Genomic DNA, 12,069 nt, shown 5'->3' on the forward strand with positions numbered 1-12,069 from the left:
CCCCGGCCGGGCGGCCCCGACACCCCGTCCGGTAGCCCCGGGCACCCCTGAGCGGTCCCCGGCTACTCGTTGGTGAACTCCTCCACGACCGTGGCGCCCAGCTCGCGGACGATCAGGTCGTGCCCGGAGAGCGCCGAGTCGACGAGGTCCGGGTCGTCCGCCTCGGGAGTGTCGTCCTCGGGAGCGACCGCGCGCGGGGGTTCGGGCGCGGAGTACGGCTGCGGTACGGGCTCCGCGGCGGGCGCGGCGCCCGGCTGCTGGTGCGGGGCGGGGGCAGGCCGGGGTTCGTAACTCTGCTGGGGCGCGGGGGCCGGACGCTGCGGCGCGGGCGGCGCGGCGGCGAAGGGGCGGCCGCCACCGGTCTGCGGGGGTGCGCCCGCGCCGCCCGACGGGTCGACGATCGCCTCGATCTTCCACTGTGCGTTGAACCGCTCGGCGAGGGCCTGCTTGAGGACGTCCTCGCTGCCGCTGCTCGCGAAGTTGTCGCGCGCGCCCGCGTTCAGGAAGCCGATCTGCAGGGTGGTGCCGTCGAAGCCCGTGACCTGGGCGTTCTGACTGAGCAGGATCCAGGTGAACCGGCGGCGGTTCTTCACGGCCTCCAGGATGTCCGGCCACATGTTCCGCACCTGGCCGGCGCCCTGTGTCATTACCGGGGCCGGCTCGGCGGCGGCAGGCACCGGTGCCGCGGGCGCGGCCTGGGCCGGGGCGGGCGTCGGGGTGGCCTGCGGGACCGGCGACTGGCCGGGGGCGGAAGCGGTCGGCCAGCCACCGGGACGGCGGCCCGATTCCGGCGCGGAGGCGGTGGGCCAGGCACCGGGACGCTGGCCGCCCGCGGGAGCCGGGGCCGGAGCCTCGGCCGACGACTGCGGGGCGGGAGGGGCGACGGGTGCCACGGACTGCGCGGGTGCCGGGGGCGCGGCAGCGGGCGCTGCTGCGGGCGCCTCCCCCCGTACCGCCGCACGGGCGGCAGCGGGGCCGGCGCCGGGCTGCACGGCCGGGGCGACGGGGACGGGGGCATGGGCCAGAACCTCCGGCCCGGGTGCGTACCCCATGGCGGGCCCCGTACCGGCGGTCGCGAAGGACGCGCCGCGTTCCAGCCGGTCCAGCCGGGCCTGTAGCGAACGCTCGTCGTCGAAGGCCGCGGGCAGCAGTACCCGGGCACAGATCAGCTCGACCTGAAGGCGCGGCGAGGTCGCCCCGCGCATCTCCGTCAGCCCCTCGTTGACCAGGTCTGCGGCGCGGCTCAGCTCGGCGGCACCGAAGACCGACGCCTGGGCCTGCATCCGCTCGACGACATCGGCGGGTGCGTCGATCAGCCCCTTCTCCCCCGCGTCCGGGACGGCGGCCAGGATCACCAGGTCACGCAGCCGCTCCAGGAGGTCGGCGACAAAGCGACGCGGGTCGTTGCCGCCCTCGATCACCCGATCCACGACCTCGAACGCCGCAGCCCCGTCGCCCGCCGCGAAGGCGTCCACGATCGAGTCGAGCAGCGAGCCGTCCGTATAACCGAGCAGCGAGGTCGCCATGGCGTATGTCACACCGTCGTCGCCCGCGCCGGCCAGCAACTGGTCCATCACCGACATCGAGTCACGCACGGACCCGGCCCCGGCCCGCACGACGAGCGGCAGCACGCCGTCCTCGACGAAGCTGTTCTCCTTGCCGCAGACCTCGGCGAGATATTCGCGCAGCGTGCCCGGCGGGACCAGACGGAACGGGTAGTGGTGCGTACGCGACCGGATGGTGCCGATGACCTTCTCGGGCTCGGTGGTCGCGAAGATGAACTTGAGGTGCTCCGGCGGCTCCTCGACCACCTTCAGCAGGGCGTTGAACCCCGCCGATGTGACCATGTGCGCCTCGTCGATGATGTAGATCTTGTAACGACTCGACGCGGGCCCGAAGAACGCCTTCTCCCGCAGATCACGGGCGTCGTCCACGCCACCGTGCGATGCGGCGTCGATCTCGATGACATCGATCGATCCCGGCCCGTTGCGCGCGAGGTCCCGGCAGGACTGGCACTCCCCGCACGGCGTGGGCGTCGGCCCCTGCTCGCAGTTCAGACAGCGGGCCAGGATGCGGGCGCTGGTCGTCTTGCCGCAGCCGCGCGGACCGCTGAACAGGTACGCGTGATTGACCCGGTTGTTCCGCAGGGCCTGCTGCAGCGGGTCGGTGACATGCTCCTGCCCGATGACCTCGGCGAACGACTCGGGGCGATAGCGGCGGTACAGCGCAAGGGACGACACACATACGAGGTTATCCGGGCGGACCGACAACCGGCCCCGGACCGGGCGAAGCGCCGCCCCACGCCTGCCGGAAACGCAAGGGCCCCCCACGCACCCGCCAGAGCCGACCTACCCTTGCTGCCTTCCGGCCCTGGGGGAGTTCAGTCAGATAGCGCCACGTGAGGGGCTGAAGCCCACCTTAGCCGATCCCCACCCCTGCCGGTCCACTGCCCCACCCTCCCGAACCGCTCCGAACGAGCCCGGGCGGATCCCTGGGGGAACGGGTTCGCGAGCACTCCCCAACGTCTTGTATTGTTTGCCGCGGAGGATTCGCCTAGTGGCCTAGGGCGCACGCTTGGAAAGCGTGTTGGGGGCAACCCCTCACGAGTTCGAATCTCGTATCCTCCGCCATTGCTCTCACCGGGCAATACGTCGAAGGCCCCCGCTGCTTGCAGCGGGGGCCTTCGACGTTGATGGTCTCAGTTCTGGTCTCAGTTGGCCGACCGAACCGGGTTTCCTCGGCAGCGGACGGGGCACTCCTGTTCGCGCCGCCGTGAGAGCACCGAACGGGTCCACCGCATCAAAGCCGAGCGAACCCGGATCCACACCCGGAAGCTGAGCACTCACGCCCCTGTGGATAACTCACGCGGCCAAAATTCTCCCGCTGGTGCTCGCGCTGAAGGATTCAGCAGTGCTACCCACCGCGAACAGCATCGTCTTCTGGACCAGGCCGGGTTCCTGGTCCGGATGATGGGTGGGTTCGGCGTCGGGGAGCTGATGTTGCATCGCACCTTCGACTGGACCCTGCTCCGCTCAGGAGATCGGCTGTGGAGTCAGCTGGGTGAGCCCGTCCGACGCCGTACCAGTCTCCGGCCCCGGCTCGGATCGCAGTAGAGGTAGCCACCGGCGGCTCCGCCGCCTTGGTGTATTCCGCATAGATTGGTTGGCCGGCGTGACCGGACAAAGGGGTGGCTCGTTCACCATGGCGGGTCGCCTAGTGACGGCCTCGGTCCAGCTGACGTGGCCCGTGACCATGTTCAGCGCTCACGACCTGAAGACGCCTTGCGATATCACTCCAGTCGACTCGTCTGACCACACCCCAGCGGGCGACGGGTCACGGGGCCGCCGCCGGATGGGAATCGCGTGACTCGCCGCCAAGCAGCCCCGCAGCCTGACGCCCGACGGCGTGCAGGTCCTCGGTAGAACGCTCAAGACCAACCAGACAACGTGTCGGCCGATGCGAGGACGCTTCAAGGAGTCCAGCACGTGAACGCACGAACGACATCGCCGCAGCAGCTGCCCCGAGCTCGGTCCCGAACCCGACCCCGAAGCCGCTAGCCGGGAGCCGATGTCGTCCTACTGCGCACCCAGCAGTTCGAGGATCTTGTTGACCGCATCGAGGACCGGCTGGCCGACGACGCCGACCGTCGCGGCGATGCCTGCGATGGCCATCAGAGCCCGGTGTCTGTCCTGCGGCAGCGCGCCGTCGTCGGCGCTGATGTCCGCCAGGGATTCATCGATGGCCTGGGCGCTCGCCGACGGAACCCGGTCGCGGAGTTCCTCGACCAGCTGGAGCAGTTCCTCAACGGCCGACTGCAGTGCGGGAGACACCGCTGCGGCGTCGTCGGCCACGGCCTGGTTCTTGACGATGCCGGTGTTGCCCCGCCCGCCGTGCATGTTCACGTTGTCGCCGAAGTAGTAGCTGTCGCCGCTCATGCGCTCGCCATCCCAACGTTTCCGGTGCCGCCGTACATGTTGACGTTGTCCCCGAAGTAGTAGTTCTTGGGGCTGATCGTGATGCTCTCCACCTTCACCTGGAACTCGGTTTCGGGATTCTCGATCGCGTGGGCGATGTAGCCGACGAGCTGGTTCAGGTGTTCCCGGTTGGCGCTGGTCACGACCGCGGTGGACGGGCCGGACGTTTCGACGGCAAGTACGTAGTGCGACTGCGCCGTCAATACGGAGATCAGCTCCACGACGAAGTAGATCAGCCCAGCCACCGTGACGAACCAGACGAAGGTAATAATGCCGCCGCCCACGTCCTCACTCCCTATGGTGGCCACGGCGCCGAGGATCGTGAGGGCAATCGCGACCGCCAGCGTGATCGCGACGTTCCTGCAGAAGCGGACGATGGCTTCCTTGCGCCTGGGGTGGATGGTGAGCGTGTACACCCGCGCGATGTTCTGCAGCGGATAGGCGGCGCCGCCGACCCACAGCAGCCGCTTGCTGACCCGCAGATCTACGTCGACGCCGCGTAAGAGCGGTGGCACCGGGGGCGGGGGCGGGGCGTTCCACGGCCGCTCCGCCGGATCTGTTGGCTCCATGCCGTTCCCCCTGAGGTTGATGCAATGCCAACTACACGTAGAACAACATAAACCACGTGGTACACGTTCACTGCAAGCCTGTGAGCATCGTCAAGTGGGCTGCGATTTGGGAGAATTGGCGTCCTCAAAGAGAGGAAGGTCCTGGCGACCGGTGTACGTCGGATCCTGACCGTCCCCGCCGCTGGCACCCTCCATCCAAGCAACAGTGCCCCCAGCAACCGATCACGGGCCGCTCGCGAGGGCTCTCTCCCCTCTACGGTGCGTACCACGCGAGCACTCGCTCATCCGAGAACACCAGGGTTGGGAGGGCCTGCGGGCATCGAACACGGCAGCGGGAGGAGTCGGCGATGAGGATGGACCGGTCCGCAGTTGCTGCGGACCATCAGCGACATCCGCGTAGTCCGCGAGCCGCTATCAGCCTTGCGCCCGCTGTCCGAGCATGGACGCGCAGGTCCCCTTTCGTTTCGCGGAAGACGGCCAGGAGCAGGCGCCAGTTCTCGCAGGTCCAGTCACCTCGTGCCCACCAGTGGTTCTGCACGACGCTCCTGGCCCGCTCGGTCGGCGGCGCGGAGGCCCAGGGCTGCGGGAAGTACACGGCGCCGTCGGGGACGACTCCGTCGGCGGCCACCTGAGCGAGGGCGTCGAGGTCGTCCGAGGGGAGACGCAGAACGAGTTCGGGGTGGTGAGCTGGAGGGCTGTGAGTGGCCAGTGGCGCATGGGTTGGCTCCGAGGGTTCAGGGACCGTCGAGTCCGAAGACGGTGCCGAACGGGTCGATGAGCTGGCAGATGCGCCGTCCGGGCTCCACATCGAGGGGGCCGCGGTGATGGGTGCAGCCCGCTTCCAGGAGGCGCTTGCGTTCGGTGTCGAGATCCTCGACGGACCAGTACGGGACGGTGCTTCGCCCGTGGGCGTTGGCCATGGGGGACGCAGGGTGGAAGCCGAACTCGAGTCCGTCGAGGTCGAGCCAGGCGTAGACGGAGGTGCCGTTGATGTCGAGCTTGACCTCAGCTTCGAAGATCTCGCCCCACCAGCGGGCGGCAGCTTCGGGATCGTCGACGAAGACCATGACGGTTCGGATACCGCGCACTTGGGATTCTCCTTGCATTGGAAAGTGGCACGGTACCGCCGGGATGGTCACTCGTGGGCGCCGTGCAGGGAATGCAGACCGGTGGCGGCGGCGAACGCCGTCAGGGCGCGTATGAGGTCGGAGTCGTTCCACTGGGCGCCGAGTTCGCGTACGTGGTGCAGGTAGGCGTGGCGTACCCAGCGCGGGGTTGGATGTCCTTTCTGGTCCGCCATGTGGGCAAGGGTGATCAGATCGGGCAGCCCGGTGATGTCCGGGCGGAGGGTTTCTGCGTCGATGAGGGCGAGGTGTCCGTCGGCGCGGCGGCGGATGTGTTCCGGCTTGAGGTCCAGGTGGCCGAGCGGTACGTGGCCGGGTGCATGGGCGTCGGTGACGAGCTGGAGGAGTCGGCGCCAGTCGTCGGGGCGGTTGATCCAGTCGGGGGATGGGGCACCGAGGGCGCTTCTGGCATGCCAGCGGGCCATGGTTTCGGCGACCTCGGGCTGCCAGCGGGCGGAGACGGTGTGGATGAGGGCGACCGACCGGACCAGTTCATCGAAGGCGTCGGTGCCCGCGAGCATGACGGACTCGTCGAGGTGGTCGACCAGCAGGGTGCGGGAGGTGTCACAGGCGCCGGTGGAGCACCGGCAGGACGTTTTCGTCGGCCAGGAGTTCGTATGCGAGGACTTTGCCGAGGTAGCCGGAGTGATGGCTGGGACAGCCATCTGAATGGTGGGCGCGAGGAGCCGTCGCTCGGACCTTCTGCGCTCGGAGCGACGGCTTCCTCTGTTGACCGTGATCAGGCAGCAGGCGACTCGTCGCGCGCGTTCCAAAGGAGGCCGCCGATATTGTCGGCGGTGTCCTTGAGCACCTGGTCCGTCATGTGCTGGTGGTGCCGGCGCATGCGGGCGGGCTGACCGGGCTCCCAGCGGGTGGTTGCAGTTTTGGTTGCAGTTGTCGCCGCAGGCCGCCGTCGCCTACCGACCGTTCAAGAGCTCACGGCACACGCCGCAGAACATGGCCGCACCGCGCCCGTACCGGCGCATCAGCTGGTCACACTCGGCACACGGCCCCAGCTCCCACGGCGGACAGCCCAGCGGCGCAGAGGCGGCAGCCCGCTCGACGGGCAAGATCAGCATGGGATTCCGCGTGCGGCCCGGCGCCACTGGTCCTCGGTGATGGCCTGCTGGTTGTCGCTCACGCGTCTCTCCCTGGTCACCGTCGCCGGGGGCCGGTAGGCCCCTCGTTCATGGCCTTGATGTCCTCGATACTGCGCAGTTGGTGCACGAGTCCGTACTGCGCGGCCGTGCGGGTGGCCTGATCGAGGACGCGGAGTCCATCATCCCGGGTCGCCGCGTCGGAGAGCAGGATGTGGCCATGAGCGGCGTCCAGCCGTACGCGTTGCATCGGGGAGTCGGTGGCCCCGCTGCTGCGGGCGATGTCGATGAAGTGCAGGGCCTGGGTGAGGTCGCCGGCGCCACGGCGGGCGAGGGCGAGTTTCTGGTGGGCCACCGACCAGTCGTCGGGTTCGGAGAGGTCCTCGAAGTCGCGGGCCGCGGCCTGCATGACGCGGGTCGCGTAGTCGTGCCGACCGTTCTTGCTCAGAGCCGTGCCCACCCACAGGCGGGCCCTGGCGTGGTCCCGGCGGGAAAGCCGGTCGTCGACGGCGAGGGTTTCGTAATGGCGGGCGGCAACCTCTAGCCTGCCGGACATTTCCGTGACCACCGCGAGGGAGAGGTCGAGCTGGGCGACACGACGCGGGATGTCGAGCTGGGTGAAGACCGCGCGAGCCCCGGCGTAGGAGTGCTGGGCGGAGAGTGGGCCGAGCACAGAGCCTTGGTCGCGTTTGAGGTCACCGAGCAGCGCGGTCGAGCGGGCGAAAGGGTACAGGCCCTTTTCGTCCAGTTCCCGGGGCGGCGAGACGAAAGTGGAACGGAAGTAGAACGGCAGGTGATTGGCCAGGAGGCCGGCGACATTCATGCTCAGGATCGTCACCACTTGCCGACCCTTTGGACGGTCCCCCCATGGAACCCCTCGCGGAACATCGCCTGGTCAGCGGGCCTGTCGTCTATGGCTTTCTGCGGCTGATACGGGTCTCCGAAGCCCGGCAGGAGGCGCTGGTCGCCTCGCTCGCCGAATACTGCCGCAGCCACGAGCTGGAGCTGTCCGGCGTCTTCACCGACCGCGAGGCTAGTGTCCGCCTCGGTTCGGTGGCCTTCACTCTGCGCAACGGCGCCTACGTCGCCACCGTCACCTCCAGCGTCTCTAACCGTCGAGAGGCCGCCGACTCCCGAGCACGACTACGATGCCGCCGTGCTCGGGGGCCCCGAGCGTGCGATCGGTTACGGCCCTGCTTCTCTTGGCTCGGGTCTTATTCGGCATCGCCGGTCGGGGCCTGGGATCCAGACGGTTCCACAGATCTCGTACCGGCACCCTCGCCCTTCGTGCCCACCTCCGGCGGGGCTTGGCGCCGCTGTTGGAGCTGAACCCGTTCGTCGTCCGGGATGTTCATCGACTCGGCCAGCACCGCGGCGAGCGCGGTCACGTCGGTGTTGTCGACGTCGGAGTCGAAGAGCCACTGGATGTTGTCGTCGGGCGTTATGAGGTCGATCGCCGAGCGCCCGTTTCCGTCCCGTGTGGCCGGTGCTCGGACGTATCGCACTCGGTCTATCGGGATGTCACGGCCGATCTCACCTTGCCCGAGGAATGCGTTCGTCCTGGCCGTGATGATGCGGCAATCCGTGACGGCGACCAGATTCCTTGACGCCGCTTTGTCCATCGCCGGCGCTACCTTTCCCTTTGCTCCGTCGAGGATCGCACCAATTCGAGCGGGGGCATCGAGACCGAGGACGCGGAGCGTCTCACCGTCCTCGAGGAACCATCGCAGGATGCGAAGGTACCGCTCGAGATCCAGTGACTTGGGCGCGCAGACGACGGCGGGAGCTTGGAGTGGAGGGGCTGGTGGATGGAGAGCGTCGGCAAGAGGCTGGATGGCCTCCAGAAGTTGGGCGCTGGTGAGGCGAGCCTTCTTCGCGTCCTTCCGCTTCCCTATCAGCGGCACTGTTGTGCGTCCGGGGAGCTCGGCGATGATCCGTAGCTCCCGCGTCAGCGAGTCGACGAGGCTCGTCGTCTCGGCCAAGGCTGAGTTGAACTCCTCGCCAGTCTCGCGCTCAATGATCTCAACGAGCCGTGCCTCGTCATCGTCTTCGCGTCCAGCGGCTCTCGCACGCGCAGCGTGGAGCGTCTGATATCCGGTCCATGCCTTGAGCGAAGACAACAGGGCGTGGGCATCGAAGATGATTGCCCTGGCGTTCGTCTCGAGATACTGACGTTGGCCAGGTGTGTCGAGCTGACCGAGTTGTCGGACGTGTTCGCCGACGTTCAGACGGTACGTTTCGCGCTGCTTACGCAGGTCGTCGTCCTTAGCCGCGACTTTCTCCCACTCGGTCGTCGTGACCGATTCGAGCTCTCGCGCGCGGCCAACTGCGCGATCGACGGTGTCGACGAGCGCCGTCAGGTCGGCCCACTGCCCGTGGCGCATGGTCGTGAGGACCTGGCTTGTCAGCGCGATGTTGGTTCGGACGAGGCCCGCGACCTGGCTCAGCATCACCTGAAGCGCGACCATGGCCAGTGCCGGCCCGATCGCGGCCGCGACCCCAGCCGCGGTCACCGCAGTGACCGGGGTCCAGCGGACCTGATGAGCTATCTTGCCGTTGAGGAATACTGCTCCGAGATTCGCGCCGTCCTTGACGGCGAGCGCTCCGCCAGCGCTCAGATACGCCCGCGCCGCGTCGCCGAGCCTAGACCCCCTCCACACTGGCGAATGCGTTTGCGAGGTTGCCGCCCACGGTCGCCGTGTTGCCGATCGAGGCGAGGGCTGCCGAGATCCGCGTTCGGTCGTCGACCGACACGAGCCCCAAGTCGATCGGATAGAGCTTGAGCTCCGCGATGAGCTCCGCAGGGATCTCCCCGAAGGCGACGGCAACCCCAGGCCGTACTTCCACCAGGCCCGTCGATGCCGCCGCCGAGTTGCTGCCCGAGTGGGGTGCCGGACAGTCCGCAGCACGTGAGTCCGTGGTATCGCTCCGGCCGTTCCCCTCAGGCCCGGCGGCCTCCATCGAGTCCGAAGGATCCTGCATGCGATCTCCTACCCGCGAGGGCGCGCAACGGCCTGACGCCGTCGGCGTTCACTGCCGAAGAGTACGTCAGGCCACCGTGCGGCAAGTGACGTTCTCTCAGTGAAGGACACTTCTGACCGCAGTAGAGCCAGCAGAGCCCATCGATCAAGTGGTTGCCGTCGTCAGTACCTGCCGGCGCGGGCAGACCACCGCGGGCGGACTCGGCGATCCCGGGTATCGCCCGGTGCGGTATGACCAGTTTCATAAGCACGGCTCAGCCTTCAAGGTCAGTGGCCATGGGCGGCCACCGGGGCTGCCTCACTCTTGCCGGCGCCCGCGAAGAGGAGGGTGGGTTCGGCCAGGATGTCGCGGTCGGCTTCGCTCTTGTAGATGTCATCCACGCTGCCGAACCGGGCTTCGGAGTAGTCGAGTTCGAGCAGTGCGGCTGCCTGTCGGACCGATGCTTCATCAGGACCTTCGATCTCGACGAAGGTGGGGAGGTCCGGCCAGGTGTCGAAGTCGAAGGCGACCTCGCCGAGGCGCCACTCCTCGCGGTAGTTCTCCTGATACCGGACCTCGCGCATGCCGAGGCTGCGGAGGATCTCGGCCATGGCGTGCAGGTCCGTGACCTCGGTTTCGATCTCGGTTGTGCCGTCGATCGTGGTGGGGTCGGTGACCTGCTTGAGTGTCAGCGTCGATCGGGTGCCCTCGTCGCGCAGCCGCACCCAGGCACCTCCTTCGAGGGCGTCGTTTTCGAAGATCTTGCGGGTGAGAAGGGTGCGCGGGAACGCTTGGGCGGCGCCCAGAGTGGTCAGCTTGGCCTGAAGGCCGGCGATGTCGATGGCGAGGAACTTGGCCTCGTACTCGTGCTTCATGGGCTTTTCCTTTGCGCTACGAGGAGGTGCGGGCCGCAAGGAGCAGGCCCATCCGGTGGGTGTGGTCCTGAAGCTGGCCGATGTGGGCTCGCTCGGCGAACTCGTTCGTTCGCAGGGTCAGCAGAACGTCCCAGTCGCCGATGAAGTGACGTCTGAACTTCTCGGGGGACGTGTAGTGCTCGATCAGGTGCTGGCGCTGGGTGACAGGCATCATGAACTCCCTGCCGAACAGACCGTTCTGGCGTACGGATGACTGCATGCGGGTGATGAACTCGGCGAGCGGGCGATGGTGTTGGCACTGTAATGCCACGGGCAGCTCGTCCAGATGGCGTCGCAGGGCATGTCCAGAGGCTCCCATTGAAGGAAGTCCTCCTCCACGACCTGCACTCGGTCGTGGAGCGATTCGAGCTTGAGTCGGTCGATGAGGCCCATTGCGTGGGCCCGGTTGTCACCCGGGAGCGTGACCTCACCACCGTGAAGAGCAAGTGGGTCGCGTTCTACGGCGATAACCGCTTAACGCCCCCTGCCGGCCGCCGTCTGTTCGACACTCGCCCGCACAGGTGTCTGCGTGGTGGCGTGCCGGCATAAGCCGTTCTCGGACAAGGTCGCCCGATTGGCGGCGGGAGCGGCCGGCCCGGCGTAGAAATCACGACGGTGGGCGAGGCCGACGAGGCCGCGTACGGGCAGGGCGAGGCCGCGTACAGGGCGGACGGGGGAGGGCGACGAGTGCTGTCGGACGAGACGTGGCGCGAGCTGCGGGACCAAGGTGCGACTCGCAGCTTCCGCGAACGCAGCGTGATGCTGAGACAAGGTTCTACAGGAACGCACCTGCTCGCCCTCACCGACGGCCTCGCCAAGGTCGTATGCCGGGAACCGGGGGGAGTCGTGACCTGGCTGGCCTTCCGGGGGCCGGGTGATCTGCTGGGCGAGGTGTCCGTCTTCAACGGCTCCCCACGCACGGCGGAAGTGGTCGCGCTCACCCCCTGCACGGCTGTCGTGCTGGAGGCGGAGCGGTTCCGTCGATTTGTAGAACAGCGCGGGCTCATCATGGACTTGATGTGCCAGGCCCTCTCCCGACTTCGAGAGTCCGACGCACACCGCACCGAACTGCTGACCCTGCCGCTGGTCGTCAGACTGGCTCGGGCACTCCTGCGACTTGCCGAACTCACCGCGCCCGGAACCGAATCGGGCGTCGTACGGCTGACCGGCCTGAGCCAGGAGGAGATTGCCCAGGCGACCGGAGTAACCCGCAATGCGGTCATCACCGGGCTGCAACGGCTGAGAGAGTCCGGCGCGGTGGAGACTGCCCGCAGAGTGATCGTCATCAAGGACATGAAGACGCTGCGTGACTGGGCGACGACCGCACCGAAGACCCCGCCTGCCCCGCCCTTCTCGCCGTCCCCGGCTGAATGAGCGCACCCGCGCCGGGAGCGGGAACCGTCGCCTGAGCACGCCCTCGCTGTGACGTG

Annotated in this window: 10 protein-coding genes, 1 tRNA gene, 1 other RNA gene and 1 pseudogene; 2 read left to right on the forward strand and 11 right to left on the reverse strand. The window is 67.9% G+C overall.

Annotated features, from left to right (window positions below; all coding sequences use genetic code 11):
* Positions 1-62: 62 nt before the first annotated feature.
* Together ACZ3IC_RS11160 and ffs are read right to left on the reverse strand one after the other, a co-directional pair.
* On the reverse strand, positions 63-2,240 hold the full coding sequence (locus ACZ3IC_RS11160) for a DNA polymerase III subunit gamma and tau (RefSeq protein ID WP_467414847.1): 2,178 nt from the start codon (positions 2,238-2,240) through the stop codon (positions 63-65).
* 74 nt (positions 2,241-2,314) lie between these two features.
* Positions 2,315-2,411, reverse strand: an RNA gene (ffs, locus tag ACZ3IC_RS11165) — signal recognition particle sRNA small type.
* 131 nt (positions 2,412-2,542) lie between these two features.
* Between ffs and ACZ3IC_RS11170 the strand changes: the two genes are divergently transcribed.
* Positions 2,543-2,630 (forward strand) — tRNA-Ser (locus ACZ3IC_RS11170).
* A 945-nt stretch (positions 2,631-3,575) separates the two neighbouring features.
* Here the strand turns inward: ACZ3IC_RS11170 and ACZ3IC_RS11175 are convergent.
* From ACZ3IC_RS11175 to ACZ3IC_RS11215, 9 genes and pseudogenes are all read right to left on the reverse strand, one after another.
* Positions 3,576-3,935, reverse strand: coding sequence for a hypothetical protein (locus ACZ3IC_RS11175; protein ID WP_467414849.1), 360 nt, complete (start codon positions 3,933-3,935; stop codon positions 3,576-3,578).
* Positions 3,932-4,543 (reverse strand): DUF6232 family protein, encoded by a 612-nt coding sequence (locus tag ACZ3IC_RS11180; RefSeq protein ID WP_467414851.1) that lies wholly within the window; start codon positions 4,541-4,543, stop codon positions 3,932-3,934. The genes ACZ3IC_RS11175 and ACZ3IC_RS11180 overlap by 4 nt, the downstream gene beginning before the upstream one ends.
* Before the next feature lie 734 nt (positions 4,544-5,277).
* A complete protein-coding gene (locus ACZ3IC_RS11185) occupies positions 5,278-5,631 on the reverse strand; it encodes a VOC family protein (RefSeq protein ID WP_389983993.1) in 354 nt (117 codons plus the stop codon).
* A gap of 47 nt (positions 5,632-5,678) precedes the next feature.
* Positions 5,679-6,332, reverse strand: coding sequence for a hypothetical protein (locus tag ACZ3IC_RS11190; protein ID WP_467414854.1), 654 nt, complete (start codon positions 6,330-6,332; stop codon positions 5,679-5,681).
* A 490-nt stretch (positions 6,333-6,822) separates the two neighbouring features.
* Positions 6,823-7,515, reverse strand: a pseudogene (locus tag ACZ3IC_RS11195) (hypothetical protein); the annotation flags it as partial.
* Between the two features lie 463 nt (positions 7,516-7,978).
* Complete coding sequence (locus tag ACZ3IC_RS11200) at positions 7,979-9,424, reverse strand: hypothetical protein (protein WP_467414856.1); 1,446 nt, start codon at positions 9,422-9,424, stop codon at positions 7,979-7,981.
* The gene (locus tag ACZ3IC_RS11205) at positions 9,408-9,746 is read right to left on the reverse strand and encodes a hypothetical protein (RefSeq protein ID WP_467414857.1); all 339 of its coding nucleotides are present in this window, start codon (positions 9,744-9,746) and stop codon (positions 9,408-9,410) included. The genes ACZ3IC_RS11200 and ACZ3IC_RS11205 overlap by 17 nt, the downstream gene beginning before the upstream one ends.
* 266 nt (positions 9,747-10,012) lie before the next feature.
* Positions 10,013-10,600, reverse strand: coding sequence for a class IV adenylate cyclase (locus ACZ3IC_RS11210; protein WP_467414860.1), 588 nt, complete (start codon positions 10,598-10,600; stop codon positions 10,013-10,015).
* Positions 10,601-10,616: 16 nt separating this feature from the next.
* Positions 10,617-10,958, reverse strand: a complete 342-nt coding sequence (locus ACZ3IC_RS11215; protein ID WP_467414861.1) for a hypothetical protein — start codon at positions 10,956-10,958, stop codon at positions 10,617-10,619.
* Between the two features lie 296 nt (positions 10,959-11,254).
* Between ACZ3IC_RS11215 and ACZ3IC_RS11220 the strand changes: the two genes are divergently transcribed.
* Complete coding sequence (locus tag ACZ3IC_RS11220) at positions 11,255-12,013, forward strand: Crp/Fnr family transcriptional regulator (RefSeq protein ID WP_467414862.1); 759 nt, start codon at positions 11,255-11,257, stop codon at positions 12,011-12,013.
* Positions 12,014-12,069 lie beyond the last annotated feature (56 nt).

It is taken from the genome of Streptomyces sp. NPDC002958, assembly GCF_055563255.1.